The sequence below is a fragment of the Caulobacter sp. FWC2 genome, assembly GCF_002742625.1.
In the GTDB taxonomy this organism is placed as follows: Bacteria; Pseudomonadota; Alphaproteobacteria; order Caulobacterales; family Caulobacteraceae; genus Caulobacter.
This window is the reverse complement of record NZ_PEBF01000001.1, coordinates 1,200,782-1,222,053: the sequence shown is the minus strand read 5'-3', so window position 1 is coordinate 1,222,053 and position 21,272 is coordinate 1,200,782. Positions and strand designations below refer to the sequence as shown.

Here is a 21,272-nt window from a genome sequence, read left to right as displayed (position 1 = left end):
CTTTCGCGACCTAGCTGACCACCGCGGCGCGCTCGCCCAACGCCTTGCGGACAGCGACAGCCAGATCGCTGACCTTGAACGGCTTGCGCAGGACCGCTTCGGAATTGACCAGCTCCCGGATGGCGCCGGCGTCCGCGTAGCCGGTGATCAGCAGCATCCCGAGCTTGGGAATGACCTGCCGCGCGCGCTTGGCCACCTGGGCGCCGTCCATGCCCGGCATGGCGAAGTCGACGACCATCAGGTCCGGCCGGTCCTCCACCAGCCGCGCCAGCCCTTCCTGCCCGCCCGCAGCCTCGGTGACGCGGTAGCCCAGGGAGCGCAGGCACTGGACCAGAAACCGGCGGACGCTGGGGTCGTCGTCGATCACCAGGACGCGCTCGCCCTCGCTGAGCGGGGTCTCGTTCGGCGGAATGTCGCTGGGCCGGACGCGATCACCGGCCTCGGTGACCGGCAGCCAGATCTCGATCGTCGTGCCGACCCCGACGGTGCTGTCGATCCGCACCGTGCCGCCCGACTGGGTGGCGATGCCATAGACCTGGCTGAGGCCAAGCCCGGTCCCCTTGCCCACGCTCTTGGTCGTGAAGAAGGGATCGAACACCTTTTGCAGCAGCGCCTCGGGGATGCCGTGGCCGGTGTCGCCGACCGCGATCACGACGTGGCCGACAGGCTGCAGGCCCTCGTGCCACTCGTCGGAGATCCGGCTGGAGATGGTCACCGTTCCGCCCTCGCCCATGGCGTCGCGGGCGTTGATGGCCAGGTTCAGTACCGCCAGCTCCAGTTGGTTGGCGTCCGCATTGGCCCGCGCCGGTCCGGCCGCCAGCGCCATGCGGACCTCGACCGTGTGCCCCAGGGTCCGGGTCAGCAGGTCGTCCATGCCGGCGATCAGCGCGTCGACCTCCACGGGTTGCAGGTCCAGTTGCTGGCTGCGCGAGAAGGCCAGGAGCTGCGCGGTCAGCTTGGTGGCGCGCTCGACGCCTTCGCGGGCGTTGGCGGCCATGCGCTTGACGCGCTCGTCGTCGCTGCGCCGCTCGATCATGTCGATATTGCCGACGATGGCGGTCAGCAGGTTGTTGAAGTCGTGGGCGATACCGCCGGTCAGCTGGCCGATGGCGTCCATCTTCTGGGCCTGAACCAGGGCGGCCTGGGCCTGCTCGCGCTCGCTGATCTCGGCCAGCAGGCGTTCGTTGGCGCGCCGCAGTTCGCCGATGCTGTCGGCGATGCGCTGTTCGAGCGTCTCGTTGAGCAGCCGCAGCTCCGCCTCGGCCGTCTTGCGGGCGGTGATGTCGAGGCTGATTCCCGACATCCGCCGCGGCTCGCCAGGCAGGGTCAGGTTGAGGCGTCCCCGCACCTGCACCCAGTGCAGAGAACCGTCCGGCCAGAAAATCCGGTACTCGACGTCGTAGTCCTCGGCCCGTGTGATCGAGGCGGCCAGCGCGGTGGCGCGCAACGCCTCGTCCTCCGGATGAACGGCCGCCTCGATGGCGGCCAGCGTCAGCGGTTGCTCGGCCGCGTGGCCGAAGTGCGCGCGCGTCGCCGCCGAGGTGGTCAGGGCCCCGCTGTCGAGATCCAGGTCCCAGGCGCCGAGCTTGCCGGCTTCCAGAGCGAAGCGCAGTTGCTCCTCGGCCTTGGTCTGGGCGTGCAGATGGTCACGGGCGAGGTACTGGCGATGACGGGCGCGGATCGCCGAATGGGCCGCGCTGACCAGGGTCTCGGCGTTGATCGGCCGCTCCAGCAGCACGATGTTGCCGATGCCTTTGAGACGTTCGGCGTCAGCCTGGGCCCGCTTGCCGGCCTGTTTGGTGACCAGCACGATGAACGGAAAGTCCGACCAACTGGGCTGATGGTCCAGCCAGTCCGTCAGGGCGTTGGTCGCGCCCTGGGCCAGCGCCTCCTCCGTCAGGATCGCCGCGCCAGCCTCGTCGCCCAGCGCCCGAGTGAGCGTCTCAAGGTCGGCGCAGATCTGACAGGCGTGACCGACATGGGCCAGGGTCTCGGCGATGACCGCCGCATCGCGCCCTCGCGGCGCCAGGATGAGGATGGGCTTAGGCATCCGCCGGCCGACTTTTCTCCCCGCCCAGCATGACGATATTGCCCTGGTACGACGGCAGGCCGGACATCACGCCCTGGAAGTCGGTCAGCGCCTCGCCAACTTGGATGCCGTTTTCCGTCAGGCGGATTTCGCGGATGGTCTTTTCGTGCTCGGCCGTGCGGCTCTTGACCGCCGAAACCGCCGTCAGCACCGAACCGGCGGCTTCGAAGAACCGGAACAGCAGGATGCCGTCGCTGAGATAGCTGAGGTCGATATCGCTGCGGACCTCGCCGATGAACCCGTGCTGGCCCAGGATCAGAAGGGTCACCACGCCCTGCTGGTTGAGATAGGTCAGCAGCTCGTGCATCTGCAGCAGCAGGAACTTCTGCCCCGGCATGGCCTGGAGGTAGGCGTTGAGACTGTCGATGACGACCGTCCGCGCGCCCAGCCTCTCCACCGCGTCGCGGACGAGGAAGGCGAACTCGCCCGGCGACAGCTCGGCCGGGTCGATGGCGCGGACCGCCAGTTGGCCGCTGTCGATATAGGGTTTCAGGTCCATGCTCAGCGCCTTGGAGCGCGCCAGCAAGGTCGTCAGGCCCTCGTCGAACAGGTAGTAGGCCACCGTCTCGCCGCGCTCGAGGGCGGTCAGGGCGCAGCGCACCGACGTGGTGGTCTTGCCAACACCCGAAGGGCCGCTGATCAAGGTGTTGGTGCCGCGCGTCAGCCCGCCGCCCATGAGCGAGTCAAGGCCCGGCGAGCCCGTGGACACCCTCTCCTGAACGAAGGTGGCCGGATGGTCGGCCGCCACCAGACGCTCGAAGACCTGAATGCCGCCGGTGTCGAGCGAGAAGTCGTGGAAGCCGCCGCGGAACTTGATCCCCCGCATCTTGACGACCTCCAGCTGGCGGCGCTGCGCGCCATATTCCTGGGTCATCCGTCGGAGGCTGATCACCCCGTGGGCGATACTGTGCAGCTGCAGGTCGCCATCCTCGGCGGTCTGGTCGTCCAGCAGCAGTACCGTGCACCGGCGGGTGGCGAAGAAGTGCTTCAACGCGAGGATCTGGCGGCGGTGGCGCAGCGGGTTCTGGGCCAGCAGCCGCATCTCCGAGAGGCTGTCGAAGACCACGCGGAGCGGCCTAGTCTGCTCGACCTGTCTCATCACGCCGCGCGTGGTCTCGCCCAGCTCGACATCTGACGGGTGCAGCACTGACTGCTCGCTGTCGGGGTCCAGACCCTCTTCGCTGACCAGCTCGAACAGGTCGATACCGTCCAGCGACCAGCCGTGGCTGGCGGCGGCCGCCTTGAGTTCATGCTCGGTTTCGGAAAGCGTGATGTAGAGCCCGCTCTCCCCCAGCTCGCGCCCCTTCAGCAGGAACTGCAGCGCCAGGGTGGTCTTGCCCGAACCGGGCGTACCCTCGACCAGGTAGATGCGGTCGCGCGTCAAGCCGCCGCCCAGGATGTCGTCAAGCCCTGGCACCCCTGTGCTGACGCGGGCGCCTTCCGTCTCGACCCTGGCTTCAGACATGTTCGCTCCGTGGACGACGCGCCAGCCCCCTCAGCGGCGCATGACGGTTGAACGCCGAAGCCAAGGCTAAGTTCAGCGCGCCGCGCCCGATACGCGGACGGCGGCGGAGTCTTTGGGTGATACGGCCTTCAGGCCACGGCCGACTTGCCGCCGCTGACCGTCAGTCCGTTGACCGCGGCGCGGAAGGCTTCGCCCCGGGCCTCGAAGTCGCTGAACTGGTCGAACGAGGCGCAGGCGGGCGAGAGCAGGACGACGGCGTCCTCGCCGCTGGCGGCGGCGTCGGCATAGGCCTGCTGAACGGCCTTTTCCAGCGTGCCGCTCATCTTCGCGTCGGCCTTGCCGGCCAGGGTCACGGCGAAGACGTTGGCCGCCTCACCGATCAGATAGGCCTTGGCTATGCGCGGAAAGAGGTCCTTCAGGTCGTCGATGCCGCCGGCCTTGGCGACGCCGCCGGCGATCCAGTAGAACTTGGGATAGCTGGACATCGCCTGGCGGGCGGCGTCGGCGTTGGTGGCCTTGCTGTCGTTGACGAAGCGGACCCTGCCGATCTTGCCGACGGTTTCCATCCGGTGCGCCAGGCCCGGGAAGGTCATCAGACCCTCGATCGCGTCGTGGGCGGGGATGCCGATGGCGCGGGCGGCGGCGTAGGCGGCCGCGGCGTTCTGCCAGTTGTGGCGGCCAGGCAAGCTGCGGGCGCGCAGCAGGTCGGCCATCTCGACCACCCGCTCGCCCGTGGCGTCATAGAGCACGCCCTGCAGGGCATAGACGCCCCTGCCCATCGCCTTGCCCGCGCTGATCGGCCAGATGGTGCGACGGTTGGCGGCCGTGATCTCGGTGCAGATCTGCTGGCACCAGGGATCGTCGACGCCGATGATCGCGGTGTCGCCCTTGCCCTGGTTCAGGAAGATCCGGCGCTTGGCGGCGATATAGCCGTCCATGCCGCCGTGCCGATCCAGGTGGTCGGGCGAGATGTTCAGCAGCACGACCGCGTCGGGCTTCAGGCTCGAGGTCAGGTCCAGCTGGTAGGACGACAGCTCCAGCACGTAGACCGCGCCGCCGTGCATGTCTTCCAGGCCAAGGACGCCCAGGCCGATATTGCCGCCGACCCGCGTGTCGCGGCCAGCCGAGGCGCAGAGGTGGCCGATCAGGGCGGTGGTGGTCGACTTGCCGTTGGTGCCGGTGATGGCGATGATCTTCGGGCGCTTGTGCGCCGGCGCGGCGTTGACCGTGCGGGCGAACAGCTCGACGTCGCCCAGGATCTCGACGCCGGCGGCCTTGGCCTTGCCGACGGTCCAGTGCGGCTTGGGGTGGGTCAGCGGCACGCCCGGCGACAGCATCAGGGCGGCGAACTGGCTCCAGTCGGCGGCCTGAAGGTCGACGACCGGGAACCCCTCGGCAGCCGCGGCCTCGCGGCTCTCGGGTTTCTCGTCCCAGAGGGCGACCTTCGCCCCACCCGCGATCAAGGCGCGCGCGGCCGTCAGCCCGGTTCGGCCCAGGCCGAACACTGCGACGGTCTTGTCCTCGAATCCGCGGACGGGGATCATACTCGGGCTCCCTAACGCAGCTTCAGCGTGGCGAGGCCGACGAAGGACAGCATCATCGCCACGATCCAGAACCGGATCACGACGGTAGATTCAGCCCAGCCCAGCTTCTCGAAATGGTGGTGGATCGGCGCCATCAGGAAGACCCGCTTGCCGGTCTTCTTGAAGTAGGCGACCTGGATCATGACGCTCAGCGCCTCGGCCACGAACAGGCCGCCGACGATGCCCAGGACCAGCTCGTGCTTGGCGCAGACGGCGATCGCGCCCAGCGCGCCGCCCAGGGCCAGCGAACCGGTGTCGCCCATGAAGATCTTGGCCGGCGGGGCGTTGTACCAGAGGAAGCCCATGCCGCCGCCGATGATCGCGCCGCACAGCACCGCCAGCTCGCCGACGCCCGGCGCGAAGTGCAGGTTCAGATAGTCCGCGAACTTGTAGTTGCCGACCAGGTAGGCGATCAGGCCGAAGGTCGAGGCGGCGAACATCACCGGCACGATGGCCAGGCCGTCCAGGCCGTCGGTCAGGTTCACGGCGTTGGAGAAGCCGGCGATCGTCACGGCGGCGAACACCACGTAGAACCAGCCCAGATTGATCACCAGCGCCTTGAAGATCGGGAAGACCACGCTGGTCTCCATGCCCGGCGTCATCGGCGACTTGGGCGCCCAAAGGATCAGGATCACGGCGGCGACGATGGCCACGGCGAACTGGGCGACCAGCTTCTGGACGCTGGAAAGGCCGGCCGTGGTCTGCTTGGTGACCTTGGCGTAGTCATCCATGAAGCCCAGCAGGCCGTAGCTGCCGGTGATCAGCAGCACGACCCAGACGTGGATGTTGCGCAGATCGGCCCAGAGCAGCGATCCGACGAACAGGCCGGCCAGGATCATGAAGCCGCCCATCGTGGGCGTGCCGGCCTTCTCGGTGACGTGACGGGCGATGCCGTCGGTGCGGATCGGCTGGCCTTTGCCCTGCTTGGCCTTCATCCAACGAATGAAGCGCGAGCCCATGGCCACGGCGACGATATAGGCGGTCAGCATCGCCATGCCGGACCGGAAGGTCAGGTATTTCAACAGGTTCAGCGCCGGAACATGCTCTTGCGAGCGCGCCAGCCATTCGTACAGGAAGTACAGCATCAGCCCTGTTCCCCAAGGTCGAGCGCCGCCAGGGCCCGGGCGAGAACCCCGGCCTTGGAGCCGTTCGACCCCTTCACCATCACCACGTCGCCAGGCCGGATAGCCCCCGCCAGCTGCGCCGTTAACTTTTCAGTAACTTCCGCGTAGCCGCCTCGCCGAGTCGGCGGAAGCGCCTCCCACAGCGATTTCATGTGGACGCCTGCGACAAAAACGACGTCAACGTTTGCATGGTCGATCGGGCCTGCAAGCTCGGCGTGAAACCGGTCGCTGTCCTCGCCCAGTTCGAGCATGTCGGTCAGGGCCACGACCCGGCGACCGGCGACCTTGCGCGCGCCCAGGGTCTTCAGGGCGGCCTGCATCGAGACCGGATTGGCGTTGTAGCTCTCGTCCACCAGCGTGAAGGCCCCGCCGTCGATACGGACGGTCTTCTCGGCGCCGCGCCCTTCGATCGGAGCGAAAGCGGCAAGGGCGGCCAGCGCCGTCTCGCGCGGCACGTCCAGAGCCTCCAGCATCAGCAGGACGCACAGGCTGTTGGGACCCCAGTGGACGCCGGTCTGACGGATCGGAAAGCTCAAGGCCTCGCCACGCAGATCGATCGAGACCGTGGCGCCCTCACCTTCGACCGAGAAACCGGTCAGACGCGCGGTCGCGCCCGGGGCCTCGCCGAAGCTCCAGACGGTGGCGCCGGCCTTCTCGGCCTCGGCCTTGAGGAACTCGAACCAGCGGTTGTCGGCGTTCAGCACGGCGATGCCGCCAGGCCGCAGGCCGGCGAAGATCTCGGCCTTGGCGCGGGCCACGCCCTGCTCGCCGTCGGGGAAGTTCTCCAGGTGGACCGGACCCACAGTGGTGATCGCCACCGCGTGCGGCTGGACGAAGCCCGACAGCGGCGTGATCTCGTCGGCGTGGTTCATGCCGATCTCGAACACGGCGCGCTCGGTGTCGCGCGGCATCCGGGCCAGGGTCAGCGGCACGCCGATGTGATTGTTGTAGCTCTTCACCGAGGCGTGGGCCTTGCCCGCCAGGCGCAGGCCGGCCTCGACGGCGCGGGTGACGCTGGTCTTGCCGACCGATCCGGTCACCGCCCCGCGCTTGCATTGCGGCGCGCGCTCACGAGCGGCGACGCCCAAGCGTTCCAGCGCCTTGAAGGTGTCCTCGACCATCACCGCCGGAGCGTCGACCGCCTTGGCGGCCAAGACGCCGGTCGCGCCATTGGCGACCGCTTGCGGGACGAAGTCATGACCGTCGCGCACGCCGACCAGCGGCACGAACAGGTCGCCAGCCTCAACGGTTCGGGTGTCGATCGAAACGCCGGTCACGGCGAAGTCGCCGACGACCTTGCCGCCGACGGCTTTGGCGATCTCGTCAGCGGTCCAAAGTGCTTCAGGCATCCACGCCCTCCAGCGCTTCCAGGGCTTCGGCCACGTCGTCGAACGGGTGGACGACGCCGGCGACGATCTGGCCCTGCTCGTGGCCCTTGCCGGCGATGACCAGCACGTCGCCATCGCCCATCAGGTCGACGGCGGCGCGGATTGCGGCGCGGCGGTCGCCGATCTCGCGGGCGCCCGGTGCGGCTTCCAGGATGGCGGCGCGGATCGAGGCCGGGTCTTCCGAGCGCGGATTGTCGTCGGTGACGATGGCGATGTCGGCCAGCGTGGCGCCGATCGCGCCCATCAGCGGACGCTTGCCGCGATCGCGATCGCCGCCGGCCCCGAACACGGCGATCAGCTTGCCGCGCGTGTGCGGACGGAGAGCTTCGAGCACGGTCTGCAGACCGTCCGGCGTGTGGGCGTAGTCGACATAGGCCTCGCCACCCTTGGGGCCGCGACCGACGCGCTGCAGGCGCCCGGCGGCGCCTTCCAGGCTCTCCAGCGCCTTCAGCACCTTGGCGACGTCCTCGCCCGCGGCGACGCACAGGCCGGCCGCGACCAGCACGTTCGAAGCCTGGAAGGCGCCGGCCAGCGGCAGCTTGATGTGGTGGACGACGTCGTCGGCCTCGATGACCAGGTCCTGACCGGCCGGGGTCGGGGTGCGCGAGATCAGGCGCAGGCCCTGGCCGTCCTCGCCCACCGAGAACACGCTCTGGCCCGAGGTGATGGCGGCGGCGGCGAAGTTCGGGAAGGCCTCGCTGTCGGCGTTCAGCACCGCCATGGCCCCGCCGGGGGTCAGCGTGTCGAACAGGCGCAGCTTGGCGGCGCGATAGGCCTCCATCGAGCCGTGATAGTCGAGGTGGTCCTGGGTAAAGTTGGTGAAGCCGGCGGCGCGCAGCTTGACGCCGTCGACGCGGCGCTGGTCGACGCCGTGCGAGCTGGCCTCCAGGGCCAGGTGGGTGACGCCCATCTCGGCCAGGCGCGCGACCATTTCGGCGACGTCGCCGGCGTCCGGCGTGGTCAGGCCCGGCGGGGTCAGTTGCTGATCCGGTTGGCCAGCTTCGCTCACCACCACGCCCAGGGTGCCCATGCTGGCGGCCTTGTGGCCCAGCTTGGCGAAGATCTGGCGGCAGAAGCCGGCGACCGAGGTCTTGCCGTTGGTGCCGGTGACGGCCACGCACATGGCCGGTTGCTTGGCCCAGAAGGCGGACGAGGCCAGGGCGTAGGCGCGGCGCGCGTCCTCGGAGCGGACCACCGGAACGCCCAGGCCCTCCAGCCCGCCCTCGGGCGCCAGGATCGCCGCGGCGCCCTTGGACACCGCGCCCGGCGCGAAGTCGCGGCCGTCGACCTTGGTTCCTGGCAGGGCGGCGAACAGCCAGCCGGCCGTGACCTTGCGGCTGTCGGCGGTGACGCCGGCGATCACCGGATCGTTGGCGAAGGGGCGGTTGAACAGTTCCGACAGATGTCTTGTCATAGCCCTGCCCCCGGTACGGCGCTCTTGGGTTGACTGGCGATAGTTACCAGCTCGGTCTTGCGTTTCACGCCCAGGAACGGCGCGATGCGCTCGATCACCTTGCCAGCGGGCGGCGCCCCGACCCAGCCGCCGGTCGAAAAGCCGAACGACTTGGCGGTGCCGTGCGGCTCGTCCATCAGGATCAGCACGAAGTAGCGGTCCGCTTCCAGCGGGCCATCGGTCGGGAACACCGCCGCGAACGACGAGACCTGGCGCTGGTGGTTGTAGCCGCGGATCGAGGGGTCGTACTTCTCGCCGGTGCCGGTCTTGCCGCCGACGGACAGGCCCGGCACGTCGGCCTTGCCGCCGCTGCCGCCCTCGCCCGGGATGACGTTGGCCCGCATGATCTTCAGCATTTCGGCCGAGGTGCTTTCCGAGATCACGCGGCGGCCTTCGGGGCGCACGCCGTCAGGCAGCTTGCGGATGGTCAGGGGCCGGAAGACCCCGCCGTTCACCAGGGTGTTCATCGCCTGGGCCAGGGCCAGGGGGCTGACGTTCATGCCGTGGCCGAACGAGGTGGAGGCCACCGCATCCATGTCCCATTTGCGCGGGGTCAGGGGACGCGCCGATTCCGGCAGTTCGACCTTGGCCGGCTTGGTCAGGCCCAGATTGGAGAAGTACTGGCTCAGCCGTTCGCCGCCGATCCGCTCCGCCAGCATGGCGGTGCCGATGTTCGACGAGTGCTTGAACACCTCGACCAGGGTCAGGATGGCCTTTGCGGCGTGATAGTCGTGGATCGTGCGATAGCCCAGCTTGAAGGGCTCGCGCGCGTCGAACGTCGAGGACGGGGTTGCCACCCCGGTGTCCAGACCGATCGCCACCGTGAAGGCCTTGAAGGTCGAGCCCATCTCGTAGACCGAGGCGGCGGCGCGGTTCAGCTTCTGCTCGTCGGTGGCGTCGCCGGCCTTGTTGGCGTCGTAGTCGGGCCAGCTGGCCAGACCCAGGATCTCGCCGGTGTGGACATTGGTGACTAGGCCCACCGCGCCCTTCGGCGTGAACTCGGCGACGCTCTTGCGCAGTTCGTCCTCCAGGGCCGCCTGCACGCGCACGTCGATCGACAGCTGAGTCGGGCCGCCCTCGCCGCTCGCGGCCTTGCGGATCGGATCGTCCAGGGCGCGCTCGGCGCCGGCCAGCCCCCTGCCGCCGCTGTCGACGAAGCCGACGAGGTGCGCGGCCGTCGGGCCCATGGGGTACATCCGACGCTCCTGCTCCTCGAACGAGATGCCGGGCAGGCCCAGATTGAAGATGGCGTCCTTTTCGTCGGGCGTCAGGCCGCCCAGGACGAAGGCGCGGTGATCGCCGAACACGGCCTTGTCCAGGCGCTTGGCCGGAACCTGCGGCAGGGCCTTGCCCAGGGCGCGGCGCACTTCCCGGGCGTCCCAGACCTCGCGCGGGTCGACATAGAGCGCGTAGTGGGCCAGGTCGACGGCAAGCAGCTTGCCATTGCGGTCGACCACATCGCCGCGCGCGCCTTCCGCACCCTGGGCGTAGCCGTTGCCACGCCCGGCGTCCGAGAACAGCGCCGCCCAGCCAGCGCCCAGGCCGACACCGACGAAGCACAGGCTGAAGAAGCCCATGACCAGGAAGATGCGGATACGCGTGTCGTCTTCGGGCTTGGCTGCAGCGCGCGACCGCTCGAAGGCGTGCTCCAGCCGCCAGACCCGCTCGATCAGCCACCGCCACAGCGGCGACTGGAAGCCGCCGGGACCAAGATTCGAGAGGCTCATCGCTGAGCCCCTTCGGCTTGCGGCGGCGGCGGGAGGTCGTCGGGCACGGCTTCCGGCGCATCGGCGGCCAGGGCCTCGGGCGCGACCGGCGCCGCCGAGATCGGCGCGCGCGGCAGCTCGCGACGGCGCGCGACGTCGATCAAGGCGTCCTCGGAGATTTCGTGGTCCGGCGCGATCGGCTTCAGCTGCATCATCTGCGCCAGCTGCTCGATGCGACGCGGCTGCTCCAGGTGGGCGACCTCGGCTTCCAGCAGGCGCTTGCGGACGCCCTCGTCGCCGATCTCCTGTTCGATGCGGCTGATCTCCTGGCGCTCGCGACCCGCGAAGGTCTTGGCCAGATAGACGCTGGTCACCAGGGTCAGCAGCACGCCCATCCCCGCGACCTCGACGATGCGGAAGCCCCGGATGCGACGATCGAACAGGCCGACGCTGGTCATGCGCCGGCCTCCCACACGGGCGCCGTCGTGCGCACGGCGGCGCGCAGCTTGGACGAGCGCGCGCGCGGATTGACGGCGAGCTCGGCCTCGCCCGGCGCGATGGCCTTGTTGGCGATCAGCTGGAAGCTGGCCGGCGCGCCAGTCGGCGCCTGCGGCAGGTGGCGCGAGCCGCCCGGCGTGCGCCCGGCCCGCTCGGCCAGGTAATTCTTGACGATACGGTCTTCCAGCGAGTGGAACGTCACCACCGCCAGCCGACCGCCCGGCTTCAGGATCCGCTCGGCGGCGACAAGGCCGGCTTCAAGCTCGGCCAGCTCTTCGTTCACCGCGATGCGCAGGCCTTGGAACGAGCGCGTGGCCGGGTGCACCTTGGCGCCCTTGCGGCCACCCAGGGCGCGCTCGATCACGTGCGCCAGATCCAGGGTTCGCTCGAACGGACGCTCCTCACGGCGCTTGACGATGAAGCTGGCGATGCGGCGCGAGGCGTGCTCCTCGCCATAGACATAGAGGATGCGGGCCAGCTCGGTGTGGTCCAGCTCATTGACGAGGTCGGCGGCGGTCGGCCCCGTGTCGCTCATCCGCATGTCCAGCGGACCGTCGCGCATGAACGAAAAGCCGCGCTCGGCCTCGTCCAGCTGCATGGACGACACGCCGATATCCAGCACCACGCCGTCGACCGACTGCGGCTCGAAATGCTCGGCCATCTGCGAGAAGCGGTCCTGGATCAGGCGGAAGCGGTCCGCCGGCAGGCCTTCGGTGAACTTCTGGACGGTCGGGTCGCGGTCGAAACCGACGACGGTCGCGCCGGTGGCCAGGATCGCGCGGGTATAGCCGCCCGCCCCGAAGGTGCCGTCGATTACGGTCTCGCCGGGCTGGGCGCCCAGGGCCTCGACCACCTCGTTCAACAGGACGGAGATGTGCGGAGCTTCGCTCACGACGCGGCCCCGAACTTGGCCACGCGCTGCTGGGCGCGCAGGGCCGCCAGGCCTTCGCGCGCCAAGTCACGCTGCGCCGCGCGATGAGCCTGGAAGGCCTCGCGAGACCAGATCTGAAAACGCTCACCCATACCGACGACAGCGACCCAATCCGTGAGGCCGCACATGTCGCACAGGTGATCGGGGAGCGTAATGCGACCAGCTGTATCAAAGGAAAGCTTGGCCATGCCGCCCAGGACGCTGGTTTCCAGCGCCGTCCGGGTCGGATCGCCGAACGGCATCTCCTCGATCACCGCCAAGTAACGATCGAACAAGGCTTTTCCGCCAGCTTCCAGGCAATCGGCCTCGATCGAGGGGAAGCAGAAGATGCCGTCGAACATGCCGGAGACGGCCGCGCGGAATTCCTGCGGCACAACGATGCGCCGCTTGCTGTCGAGCTGTTTCTCGAACGTCGAGAGAAACACTGAAGCCAACCCCGCCCAAGCCCAAGCCGGTCGGCGAGCTGCAACACCTCGCCCCGACGCAAATTGGGTTAACATGGGATGAACTGGGAAACAATGACACCGACTGCCATTTCATCGACAATTCAAAGGTGTCGCACCCCTTCTTCACTGGGCGCGGAAGTTAATCCACAGAACATACACAGAACTAGATAGAGCAACGCCTTGGCCCGCCCCAGTTCGTCCCATCGGATGTGAATTTCGAGTTCTGTCGCCTTCCCCAAGCTGGCGGAAGACTCCGGAGCGCTTCGGAGGAACGCTCTCTGTCGCCTCCCCGCCAAAACGGGGAGGTTGCGGACCAGATGATCTGTAAGCCGGGTTCTGTTCCGCCGCTCGAAAGCGACGGCGACGATCATTCCTCTAGGCCGGCCATTGCTGGACGGCTCTCGCGACCTACCCGGACCCTCTCAGCCAGTGACGGCCTATCCGACGCGAGGTCGGCGCGGGGTCCCTATTCGGTCTTGCTCCAGGCGGGGCTTGCCATGCCGTCCCTGTCGCCAGGTCCGCGGTGGGCTCTTACCCCACCCTTTCACCCTTCCCGCCCCGTAGGGAGGAGGTTTGCTTTCTGTGGCGCTATCCCTGGGATCGCTCCCGGTGGGCGTTACCCACCGCCTTGTCACCGTGGAGCCCGGACTTTCCTCGGCGTCCGAAGACGACGCGACCGCCCGATCATCTGGTCCGGGACGGTGTTTGACGGTGCGGAGCCCAAACGTCAACGCTTGAGCGTCAGACGTCTCGCATCAGCTCAGCGATCGGATGCTCGCCCAGCCCCTTGGCCGCGCCTAGCCGATCAGTGTCGCCCTTGTTCTGCGAGAGCTTGAACGTCCCGTCCAGCCGCTCGACGAACAGGCGTCCGCCTTGGATGCCGCGCAGCAGGGACTCGAACTTGCCGGGCTTCATCTTGTCGCGGGTCCAAGGTTTCTTGGGCAGCAGCCGCGCCTCTTCCTGGGCCGAAAGGTCGTCGAGCAGCGCGATCAGCTCGGCCTCATTCAGCGGCGCAACCGAGCCCTCGGCCTCGACGGACTGGTAGTTCCAGGTCGGAACCTGGTCGGCGCTCTCATACCAGTCGGGGCTGATATAGGCGTCCAGCCCCGTGGCCAGCACCACCGCCCGGAAACCCTGGGTCAAGTGCGGCGTCAGGACGTTGCCGCGCGACAGGTGGAAGTCGAGGGCGATCTCACCGTCCAGGTCCCGGATCACCACTGGCGACTGGGCCACGAACGGCCGACCGCCGACCGCGGCGGCGATCGTCACGAACGGATGCGCGGCGATGAAGTCGAGCAGGACCGCGCGATCCTCGACGCGAAAGCGGCCGTCCGGGTGCATCAGTCGGCCGCCGCGCGCAGCAGCCCCACCAGACGCGCCCGGGTCTCGCCGTCGGCGATACCGTCGAAGCGACTCTGCAGCCAGTGACGCTGGAAGGCCGAGATCACCGTCATGGTCCAATCGTCGTACTTGCCGGTCGGAGCGCAGTCGAAGCCCAGGCGGGTCAGGCCCGCCTGCAGCGCGAACACGCCGGTCCCCTCCTCGCCCGGCCCCAGCGGCGCGCCGGGCGATGGGGGTGGTTCGATCCAGAGACCGTGGCCGCTCTCGGCCAGGCGCTTCCACGGGAAGAGTTCGCCGGGATCGATCTTGCGGGCCGGGGCGATGTCGGAGTGGCCGAGGATCCGGCTGTCGGAAATCATCCAGCGCGAGCGCACGTCGGCCAGCAGGTTGATCACCGAAGCGATCTGGGCCTCGGGGAACGGGCGATAGCCGAACTCGTGGCCGGGATTGACGATCTCGATGCCGATCGAGGCCGAGTTGATGTCCTTGACGCCCTTCCAAAAGGCGGCCCCGGCGTGCCAGGCGCGGCGCTCCTCCGGCACCAAACGGTAGATGCGGCCGTCTTCCTCGACGCAATAGTGGGCCGAGACCTTGGCCTCGGGGTCGCGCAAGCGCTCGACCGCCGCCTCGCCGGTCTCCATGCCCGTATAGTGCAGGACGATCGTATCGGGCGCCGCCTTGCGGGCGTCGAAGTTCGGCGACGGGGCCTCGATAAGGCTCAGACTCATTGGGCGCGGTTCCGGATCGACATCAGCAACGGCATGACCTGATTCCGCCGAAGCGCGATGATCAAGACGCCGGTCAGGGCCAGGCCCGCTCCCACGCCCATCCGCAGGTCGAAGTGATCGTGGGTGACCAGCACGCCCAGCAGGATGGTGAAGAGCGGCGTCAGCAGGGTGAGCGGAGCGATGAGATTGGCCTCGTAGCGCTGGATCAGCCCGTAATAGGCCGTATGGGCCACGACCGAAACAACCAGGGCCGAGAACACCACCGCCGCCACGAACGGCCAGCCGGCCGCGATCCCCGCCGCGACCTGCCCGGGCTCGATCGCCGCGCTCATCGCCGCCAGCGGCCAGATCGACGAGAAGCCAACCCAGGCCTGGAACTGCAGGGGTCGCACGCCCTCGACCTGCTTCATCATCACCGCGCCCAGCGAACCGGCGAAGGCCGCCGCGACGATCAGCCAGAGACCGGGCGACAGCACGAAGCCGTGCGGGCTCCACATCACCGTCACCGCGCCGGCCAGGGTCAGGGCGATGCCGAGACCGCGCCGCCAGCGGATGGTCTCGCCCAGCATCAGCATCGACAGCAGGGTTGTGAACGGCACGCCCAGCTGGATCACCACCGAGGCGGCCGAGGGCGAGGCGGTCTTGAAGCCCATGAACAGCAGGGCGAAGTTCCCCGCCCCCATCAGCAGCGCCACCACCACGATCCGCCAGGTCGGCTTCGGCGCGGGCAGCAGCCAGGGCAAGGTCGCCAGCGCCACCAGGGAGAAGCGCACGGCCGCATAGAACAGCGGCGGCACGCCCCAGTGGGCGACCACGATCTTGGAGATGATGTTGTTGCTGGCCCAGACCAGGCAGATCAGGACCAGCAGGCCGAAGTCGCGAAGAGACATGAACTATCCGATAGGCCGCGGTTGACGTTCGGTCAAAACGGTCGTTTGTTGGTGAACACTGTTCACATACGACCACGCCGGGTCAACCGGCGGGCGGAGCAAATGGGCGGAAGCGGATGACCATCGAACATGTCGACGTCCTGATCGTGGGCGCGGGGCTTTCAGGGATCGGCGCGGCCTATCACCTGAAGAAGCACTGCCCCGGCAAGACCTATGCGATCCTGGAAGGACGCGAGGCGATCGGCGGCACCTGGGACCTGTTCCGCTATCCCGGCATCCGCTCCGACAGCGACATGTACACCCTGGGCTACAGCTTCAAGCCGTGGAAGGCCGCCAAGGCCATCGCCGACGGGCCGTCAATTCTGGGCTACGTGCGCGAAACCGCCCGCGAGCACGACGTCGACCGCCATATCCACTTCAAGCACATGGTCAAGCGGGCCAGCTGGTCGACGCAGACCGCGACCTGGACCGTAGAGGCCGAGCACGACGGTCAGATCGTCCAGTTCACGTGCGGCTTCCTCTACATGTGCTCTGGCTACTACCGCTATTCGTCCGGCTATACGCCCGACTTCCCGGGCGTGGATCGCTTCCAGGGAAAGATCGTCCACCCGCAGCTCTGGCCGGAAGGCCTGGACTACGCCGGCAAGAAGGTCGTGGTGATCGGCAGCGGCGCCACCGCCGTGACCCTGGTGCCCGAGATGGCCAAGACGGCCAGCCACGTCGTTATGCTGCAGCGCTCGCCGACCTATGTGGTCTCGCGTCCGGCCGAGGACGGCGTCGCCAACTGGCTGCGCTCCAAGCTGCCGGCCATGACCGCCTACGGCCTCACCCGCTGGAAGAACGTCCTCTTCCAGATGCTGTTCTTCAACATGGCCCGCAAGAAGCCGGAAAAGGTCAAGGAACGGCTGCTGGGCATGGTCCGCGACCACCTGGGGCCCGACTACGACATCGGCACGCACTTCACGCCGCGCTATAATCCATGGGACCAGCGCCTGTGCCTGGTGCCGGACGCCGACCTGTTCGACTCGATCAAGTCGGGCGCCAGCTCTGTCGTCACCGACCACATCGAGACCTTCACTGAAACCGGGATCCAGCTGAGGTCCGGCAAGACCCTCGACGCCGACGTCATCGTCACGGCCACGGGCCTGCAGATGCAGCTACTGAGCGGCATGGAGGTCGTGGTCGACGGCAAGGTCGCCGATCTGTCCCAGTCGATGAGCTACAAGGGCATGATGTTCAGCGACGTGCCGAACCTGGCCTCGGCGTTCGGCTACACAAACGCCAGCTGGACGCTGAAGGCCGACCTGACCAGCGAATATGTCTGCCGCCTGCTGAACCACATGACCCGCACGCGCACCGACTTCTGCGTGCCCCGCGTCGACGGCGAGATGGAGGTTGCGCCGTGGCTCGACTTCTCGTCAGGCTACGTCACCCGCTCCATCGGCCAGTTCCCCAAGCAGGGGCTGCGCAAGCCGTGGAAGGTCCACCAGAACTACGCCCTGGACTTGGCCGCGCTGCGCCTGGGCAAGGTCGAGGACGGGGTCATGCAGTTCGGCCGTAAGGCCGAGGCGAAAGCCAAGCCTGTGAAGGCGATGGAACCGGCCTGATCCGCTAGCCCACCTTCATCCGCAAGACGGGGTCGTTGTTGGCGGCCTGATCGTTGACGATCGTGTTGTGGCCATGGATGAACCGCCAGGCCCCTTCGCGCTCCACCGCCATCAGCGTCAGGCGGTCGTGGGCGCGCGGCATCGAATGGCCATCGGGCGTGACATAGGCGTCCTGGATCAGGGTGACCACCGCCAGGGCCACGCCCGGCGCCACCAGGCGCGACTCGGTCGAAACCAGGGTCTGCTTGCAGTCCTTGAAGATGGTCTTGAGGAAGGCGACGTGCGCGAACACGACCTGGTCGCGCCCCCGCCAGTGCATGCCCACGACATTGACCCACGAACCATCGGGCCAGAAGATGTCCGCGAACCGCTCGGGCGCGTTGGCGTTCCAGGCGTCGAAATAGGCCTTGATCAGGCCCTCGATCTCCGGCGTCCCCGCAGCCGCGCTCGTCGTCATCCCCAAGATCTCCGCCGCCATCGTCAAGCCTCCCATCGCCAGGATCGTCCGCCTGTCCATCATGCCCGCCTCCCGCGCCGCCGATTGACGCTAGGCGACGGGTGAACCGGTCGATTGTAGATTTCCGACCTCCGGCGAATGACGCTCCCGCGCCGGGGCCAGTGCGCGCATGAGCTGCTGTGGCGTCTCGCCGGACAGGGCCCGGAACTCGTGGATCATGTGAGCCTGGTCGACATAGCCGGCGGCCTGGGCGATGGCGGCCCACCCGCTCTCGGCCTCCTCGCCCTTGAGCCGCAAGGCCGAGCGGAACCGCAGGATGCGCGCATAGCGCTTGGGCGAGACACCGACGGCGGTGGTGAACCGCCGCTCGAACTGCCGCTCGCCCAAGTCCGCGGCGGCTGCCAGATCCGCGACCCGAACCCCGCCATGAAAGGCCTCCATCCGCCGGGCCGCCCAGGCGATCGGGTCCGGCGCGCACGTGTCGAGACGTCGGTTGAGCCAGGCCTCGGCGATCAGGGCGCGGCGCGAGAGACTTCCCGCTTCCTGCAGACGCTCTCCAATCTCGGCGATCTCTCGCCCCAGCACGGCGTCGGCGGCGTGGGCCTGATCGGTGAGCAGGGTCGCGGGATGGCCGAACAGGGCGTGGAAACCCGTCGGGGTGAATTGGATCGTGAACAGATCAAGGTCGCCGGCCAGCAGCACGTCGACCCGCCGGAAGGTCTGCGGTCCGACCAGCACCGCCGCCGGAGTCGTATCGACCGCGCCCGTGGCTGCGTCACGGACGCGATAGCGGTCGGCCAGATAGAATTCGAGAAACTGTTCGGGCCGCGCCGGCAGGGGCCGCAGGACGACCTGGGCGTCCAGGCGTTGAGTCCTGGCTTCGAATGCCCGGACATAGGCCGAAAGACGGGGCGATGGACGAAGGCTGCGGACCTCGAACATCGCCCCGCTCCGCTCTAGGCGCTCTTGCGCCTGACGAAGCGCAGCGCCGTGTGGCTTTTGGAGAAGGCGCAGACCTTGGTGTCGGACAGGCCAAAGCCGCGCGCGGCAGTCAGCACGTCGGTATCCTTGAGCGGCGCGCCCTTGCCCTTCTGGGAGACGATCCAGATCGCGCCCTTCTCGCCCAGGGTCCACATCAGGTCCTCCAGCCGATCGAGATCGGCCAGGTCGTCGGCCGCCAGGAACAGGATGTCGACGCCATCGGCCTCGTCGGCGTCGACGGGCTCGACGCGGGTGGACAGCTCGGCCAGGAAGTCCTCGTCCTCGACGCCGTCGACCACCACGGTCATGCCCGGTTTGACGCCCAGCTTGTCCAGGCGCGAGGGCGGGTTCTGGATGGCGTGCAGCCACTTGTCGGCCTGGCCGGGCGCCAGCGTGAAGCGCGTGCCGTCGCTGAGCACCAGGTCATCGCCTTCCGTTCGCAGGTTCTTCAGGGCGTGGCCCTGATAGATCCCGCGATAGGCCCCGCGGAAGATCAGCTTCGGCGGCTCCCACAGCAGCTTGCCCTCGCTGTCGCCGTCCGACAGCTGACCCCAGACGCCGCTCGCTTCCTTACCCATGACCTCAAGCGCCCTTGAACACGGGCGCGCGCTTTTCGAGGATCGCGTCGACGCCTTCCATGTGGTCCTCGGTGTGGTGGGCGATGGCTTGGGCGGCCGCGCTCATCTCCATCAGGGTGTCGTAGCTGGCCGTCTGGCCGTGCTTGAGCAGGCTCTTGGCCATGCGCAGGGCGTGCGGCGGCTGCTGGGCGATGCGATTGGCCAGCGTCAGGGCCTCGTCCATCAGTTGGTCGGCCGGCACGGCCTTGCTGATCAGGCCCCAGTCGGCGGCCTTGGCCGCGTCGATGACGTCGCCGGTGAACAGCAGTTCCGCCGCGCGGCTCATGCCGATGGTGCGCGGCATCAGCCAGGCGCCGCCGTCGCCGGGGATCAAGCCAAGCTTGAGGAAGGTCACGCCGAACTTGGCGGTGTCGGCGGCGATGCGGATGTCGGTCATGCAGGCCACGTCGCAGCCCAGGCCGATCGCCGCGCCGTTCACCGCCGCGATAGACGGAACCTCCAGGCCATAGATGGCCCGCACGACGCGGTGGATGTTCTTGCGATAGCCGTCGCGCACGGCCACGCCGTTGCCGCCGAACGCGCCCTCGCGCGCCTTCATCGCCTTGACGTCGCCGCCGGCCGAGAAGGCCTTGCCCGCGCCCGTCAGGATCACGCAGCGGATGTCCTGGTCGTCATTGATCGCCTCGCACGCGGCGGCCACCTGGTCGCCGTCGCCCGGCGCGCCCAGGGCGTTCATCGCCTCAGGGCGGTTCAGGGTGAGGATGGCGACGTGGCCGCGCTTCTCGGTAAGGATCAGGGACAAGGGTGGCGCTCCTGCGAATTCTGATTTTTTCCTTCCATAGCCTGCTTTCCCACGCAGCGCAGCCGAACAGGCCAATACAACCTTTGCGTTCAGGGAGATCACGAAAACGCGACTGGCGTGGCGACGCGTGGCGACATTGACTGGAGACAGGGACGATCACGAAGGCTGCGGCGAATGACCGAGCGTGGGAAGGCCCGACACGTGTTGATTATCGAGGATGAAATCCTCGTCGCGTTCGAGGTCGAAGCCCTCCTGGCGGAGCAGGGCTTCACGAGTTTCGATATTGCCGACAGCCTGTCGGACGCCTTGGCCTTGGCCATGGCCAATCCGCCAGATCTGATAACGGCCGACTATCGTATCGTCGGCGGCACCGGCGAGGAGGCCGTCGAGGCGATCCAACGCCAGCTGGGCCGGATCCCCGTCGTCTATGTCACCGGCAACGCCGACCAGTTGCAGGGTCGCCTCACCCCCATCGTCGACAAGCCGATCTCGGCCCGCCGCCTGCGCGAGGCCTGCGCCCGCGCCGCCCTATCCTGAGATTGTCCGCCGTCCGCCAAGGCCCTAGGCTCTGGTGACGGGAGGACGCGATGTACGAGATCACTACCGTTGAGGCGCTTGAGACGCTGTATCAGCCACAGCCCGCGCCCGCCTCGACCGTCAAGGTCACCGACCACATCACCCCGCACTACGCGGCCTTGATCCAGGCCTCGCCATTCGTGGCCCTGGCCACCGTCGGGCCCGAAGGCCTGGACTGCAGCCCGCGCGGCGACCTGCCCGGCTTCGTCCGCATCGCCGATCCCAGGACGCTGATGCTGCCCGACCGGCGCGGCAACAACCGCATCGATTCCTTGCGCAACGTCGTGCGCGATCCGCGCGTGGCGCTGCTGTTCCTGATCCCGGGCTCGGGCACGACCTTCCGCGTCAATGGCCGGGCGGTGCTGAGCGTCGATCCCGATCTGCTGGAAAGCTTCGCCGTCGACGGCAAGGCGCCGCGCACGGTCATGGTGGTCACGGTCGTGGAAGCCTATTTCCAGTGCGCCCGCGCCATCGTCCGCTCGGGCCTCTGGAAGCCGGAAAGCCAGGTCGACCCGAGGTCCCTGCCCACGCCCGGCGCCATGCTGGCGGCGGTCACGGCCGGCGAGGTCGGGGGCGAGACCTACGACCGTGAATGGCCGGATCGCGCCGCGAAGACGATGTGGTGACGC

20 protein-coding genes and 1 other RNA gene are annotated in these 21,272 nt (G+C 68.1%); 3 read left to right on the top strand and 18 right to left on the bottom strand.

All coding sequences use genetic code 11. The features are described 5' to 3' along the window. Positions 1–10 precede the first annotated feature (10 nt). The 14 genes from CSW62_RS05875 to CSW62_RS05810 form a co-directional block, all read right to left on the bottom strand. Positions 11–2,050, bottom strand: a complete 2,040-nt coding sequence (locus tag CSW62_RS05875; protein ID WP_099576227.1) for an ATP-binding protein — start codon at positions 2,048–2,050, stop codon at positions 11–13. Beyond that, positions 2,043–3,554 carry an ATPase domain-containing protein gene (locus CSW62_RS05870; protein WP_099576226.1) on the bottom strand — a complete coding sequence of 504 codons (1,512 nt, stop codon included), beginning with the start codon at positions 3,552–3,554 and terminating at the stop codon, positions 2,043–2,045. Before CSW62_RS05870 ends, CSW62_RS05875 begins: the two co-directional genes overlap by 8 nt. Positions 3,555–3,682: 128 nt before the next feature. After that, on the bottom strand, positions 3,683–5,098 hold the full coding sequence (gene murD, locus CSW62_RS05865) for a UDP-N-acetylmuramoyl-L-alanine--D-glutamate ligase (RefSeq protein WP_099576225.1): 1,416 nt from the start codon (positions 5,096–5,098) through the stop codon (positions 3,683–3,685). A gap of 11 nt (positions 5,099–5,109) precedes the next feature. Beyond that, complete coding sequence (mraY, locus tag CSW62_RS05860; RefSeq protein WP_099576224.1) at positions 5,110–6,222, bottom strand: phospho-N-acetylmuramoyl-pentapeptide-transferase; 1,113 nt, start codon at positions 6,220–6,222, stop codon at positions 5,110–5,112. Continuing rightward, a complete protein-coding gene (gene murF / locus CSW62_RS05855) occupies positions 6,222–7,610 on the bottom strand; it encodes a UDP-N-acetylmuramoyl-tripeptide--D-alanyl-D-alanine ligase (RefSeq protein WP_099576223.1) in 1,389 nt (462 codons plus the stop codon). The genes mraY and murF overlap by 1 nt, the downstream gene beginning before the upstream one ends. Beyond that, the gene (locus tag CSW62_RS05850) at positions 7,603–9,063 is read right to left on the bottom strand and encodes a UDP-N-acetylmuramoyl-L-alanyl-D-glutamate--2,6-diaminopimelate ligase (protein ID WP_099576222.1); all 1,461 of its coding nucleotides are present in this window, start codon (positions 9,061–9,063) and stop codon (positions 7,603–7,605) included. The genes murF and CSW62_RS05850 overlap by 8 nt, the downstream gene beginning before the upstream one ends. Then, on the bottom strand, positions 9,060–10,829 hold the full coding sequence (locus CSW62_RS05845) for a penicillin-binding protein 2 (RefSeq protein WP_099576221.1): 1,770 nt from the start codon (positions 10,827–10,829) through the stop codon (positions 9,060–9,062). The genes CSW62_RS05850 and CSW62_RS05845 overlap by 4 nt, the downstream gene beginning before the upstream one ends. Then, positions 10,826–11,266 carry a cell division protein gene (locus CSW62_RS05840; protein ID WP_099576220.1) on the bottom strand — a complete coding sequence of 147 codons (441 nt, stop codon included), beginning with the start codon at positions 11,264–11,266 and terminating at the stop codon, positions 10,826–10,828. Before CSW62_RS05840 ends, CSW62_RS05845 begins: the two co-directional genes overlap by 4 nt. Beyond that, positions 11,263–12,198 (bottom strand): 16S rRNA (cytosine(1402)-N(4))-methyltransferase RsmH, encoded by a 936-nt coding sequence (gene rsmH, locus CSW62_RS05835; protein WP_099576219.1) that lies wholly within the window; start codon positions 12,196–12,198, stop codon positions 11,263–11,265. The genes CSW62_RS05840 and rsmH overlap by 4 nt, the downstream gene beginning before the upstream one ends. Beyond that, the gene (locus CSW62_RS05830) at positions 12,195–12,662 is read right to left on the bottom strand and encodes a division/cell wall cluster transcriptional repressor MraZ (protein WP_099576218.1); all 468 of its coding nucleotides are present in this window, start codon (positions 12,660–12,662) and stop codon (positions 12,195–12,197) included. Before CSW62_RS05830 ends, rsmH begins: the two co-directional genes overlap by 4 nt. A 330-nt stretch (positions 12,663–12,992) precedes the next feature. After that, positions 12,993–13,375: RNase P RNA component class A (gene rnpB / locus CSW62_RS05825), an RNA gene on the bottom strand. A 49-nt stretch (positions 13,376–13,424) separates the two neighbouring features. Then, the gene (locus CSW62_RS05820; RefSeq protein ID WP_099576217.1) at positions 13,425–14,024 is read right to left on the bottom strand and encodes an FMN-binding negative transcriptional regulator; all 600 of its coding nucleotides are present in this window, start codon (positions 14,022–14,024) and stop codon (positions 13,425–13,427) included. Next, positions 14,024–14,752, bottom strand: a complete 729-nt coding sequence (locus CSW62_RS05815) for an N-acetylmuramoyl-L-alanine amidase (protein WP_099576216.1) — start codon at positions 14,750–14,752, stop codon at positions 14,024–14,026. The genes CSW62_RS05820 and CSW62_RS05815 overlap by 1 nt, the downstream gene beginning before the upstream one ends. Then, entirely contained in the window at positions 14,749–15,642 is an 894-nt protein-coding gene (locus tag CSW62_RS05810; protein WP_099576215.1) for a DMT family transporter, read from the bottom strand. Before CSW62_RS05810 ends, CSW62_RS05815 begins: the two co-directional genes overlap by 4 nt. Positions 15,643–15,758: 116 nt before the next feature. Here CSW62_RS05810 and CSW62_RS05805 point away from each other — a divergent pair, with 116 nt between their 5' ends. Then, the gene (locus CSW62_RS05805) at positions 15,759–17,249 is read left to right on the top strand and encodes an NAD(P)/FAD-dependent oxidoreductase (protein ID WP_099576214.1); all 1,491 of its coding nucleotides are present in this window, start codon (positions 15,759–15,761) and stop codon (positions 17,247–17,249) included. A gap of 4 nt (positions 17,250–17,253) precedes the next feature. On the opposite strand, the gene CSW62_RS05800 is transcribed toward CSW62_RS05805, so the two are convergent. Genes CSW62_RS05800 through CSW62_RS05785 form a run of 4 tightly spaced genes read right to left on the bottom strand, consistent with a single transcriptional unit; the run spans position 17,254 to position 20,067 of the window. Then, positions 17,254–17,769, bottom strand: a complete 516-nt coding sequence (locus CSW62_RS05800; protein ID WP_099576213.1) for an SgcJ/EcaC family oxidoreductase — start codon at positions 17,767–17,769, stop codon at positions 17,254–17,256. Between the two features lie 27 nt (positions 17,770–17,796). Beyond that, positions 17,797–18,648 carry a helix-turn-helix domain-containing protein gene (locus tag CSW62_RS05795; protein WP_099576212.1) on the bottom strand — a complete coding sequence of 284 codons (852 nt, stop codon included), beginning with the start codon at positions 18,646–18,648 and terminating at the stop codon, positions 17,797–17,799. Between the two features lie 14 nt (positions 18,649–18,662). Continuing rightward, positions 18,663–19,265, bottom strand: coding sequence for a DUF3052 family protein (locus CSW62_RS05790; protein WP_099576211.1), 603 nt, complete (start codon positions 19,263–19,265; stop codon positions 18,663–18,665). Between the two features lie 4 nt (positions 19,266–19,269). Continuing rightward, positions 19,270–20,067 (bottom strand): crotonase/enoyl-CoA hydratase family protein, encoded by a 798-nt coding sequence (locus CSW62_RS05785; RefSeq protein ID WP_099576210.1) that lies wholly within the window; start codon positions 20,065–20,067, stop codon positions 19,270–19,272. A 174-nt stretch (positions 20,068–20,241) separates the two neighbouring features. Here CSW62_RS05785 and CSW62_RS05780 point away from each other — a divergent pair, with 174 nt between their 5' ends. After that, positions 20,242–20,604: a response regulator gene (locus tag CSW62_RS05780; protein WP_099576209.1), complete on the top strand. Its 363-nt coding sequence runs from the start codon at positions 20,242–20,244 to the stop codon at positions 20,602–20,604. A 50-nt stretch (positions 20,605–20,654) separates the two neighbouring features. Then, the gene (locus CSW62_RS05775; RefSeq protein WP_099576208.1) at positions 20,655–21,269 is read left to right on the top strand and encodes a pyridoxamine 5'-phosphate oxidase family protein; all 615 of its coding nucleotides are present in this window, start codon (positions 20,655–20,657) and stop codon (positions 21,267–21,269) included. The last annotated feature ends 3 nt before the right edge of the window (positions 21,270–21,272 follow it).

What these genes read in the sequence shown, in the direction of transcription:
- CSW62_RS05845 (WP_099576221.1), bottom strand. Translation starts at nt 10,829, where the DNA reads ATGAGCCTCTCGAATCTTGGTCCCGGCGGCTTCCAGTCGCCGCTGTGG.
- CSW62_RS05850 (WP_099576222.1), bottom strand. Translation starts at nt 9,063, where the DNA reads ATGACAAGACATCTGTCGGAACTGTTCAACCGCCCCTTCGCCAACGAT.
- mraY (WP_099576224.1), bottom strand. Translation starts at nt 6,222, where the DNA reads ATGCTGTACTTCCTGTACGAATGGCTGGCGCGCTCGCAAGAGCATGTT.
- murF (WP_099576223.1), bottom strand. Translation starts at nt 7,610, where the DNA reads ATGCCTGAAGCACTTTGGACCGCTGACGAGATCGCCAAAGCCGTCGGC.
- CSW62_RS05875 (WP_099576227.1), bottom strand. Translation starts at nt 2,050, where the DNA reads ATGCCTAAGCCCATCCTCATCCTGGCGCCGCGAGGGCGCGATGCGGCG.
- CSW62_RS05810 (WP_099576215.1), bottom strand. Translation starts at nt 15,642, where the DNA reads ATGTCTCTTCGCGACTTCGGCCTGCTGGTCCTGATCTGCCTGGTCTGG.
- CSW62_RS05870 (WP_099576226.1), bottom strand. Translation starts at nt 3,554, where the DNA reads ATGTCTGAAGCCAGGGTCGAGACGGAAGGCGCCCGCGTCAGCACAGGG.
- murD (WP_099576225.1), bottom strand. Translation starts at nt 5,098, where the DNA reads ATGATCCCCGTCCGCGGATTCGAGGACAAGACCGTCGCAGTGTTCGGC.
- CSW62_RS05805 (WP_099576214.1), top strand. Translation starts at nt 15,759, where the DNA reads ATGACCATCGAACATGTCGACGTCCTGATCGTGGGCGCGGGGCTTTCA.
- CSW62_RS05840 (WP_099576220.1), bottom strand. Translation starts at nt 11,266, where the DNA reads ATGACCAGCGTCGGCCTGTTCGATCGTCGCATCCGGGGCTTCCGCATC.
- CSW62_RS05790 (WP_099576211.1), bottom strand. Translation starts at nt 19,265, where the DNA reads ATGGGTAAGGAAGCGAGCGGCGTCTGGGGTCAGCTGTCGGACGGCGAC.
- CSW62_RS05815 (WP_099576216.1), bottom strand. Translation starts at nt 14,752, where the DNA reads ATGAGTCTGAGCCTTATCGAGGCCCCGTCGCCGAACTTCGACGCCCGC.
- CSW62_RS05820 (WP_099576217.1), bottom strand. Translation starts at nt 14,024, where the DNA reads ATGCACCCGGACGGCCGCTTTCGCGTCGAGGATCGCGCGGTCCTGCTC.
- CSW62_RS05780 (WP_099576209.1), top strand. Translation starts at nt 20,242, where the DNA reads ATGACCGAGCGTGGGAAGGCCCGACACGTGTTGATTATCGAGGATGAA.
- CSW62_RS05775 (WP_099576208.1), top strand. Translation starts at nt 20,655, where the DNA reads ATGTACGAGATCACTACCGTTGAGGCGCTTGAGACGCTGTATCAGCCA.
- CSW62_RS05795 (WP_099576212.1), bottom strand. Translation starts at nt 18,648, where the DNA reads ATGTTCGAGGTCCGCAGCCTTCGTCCATCGCCCCGTCTTTCGGCCTAT.
- CSW62_RS05800 (WP_099576213.1), bottom strand. Translation starts at nt 17,769, where the DNA reads ATGATGGACAGGCGGACGATCCTGGCGATGGGAGGCTTGACGATGGCG.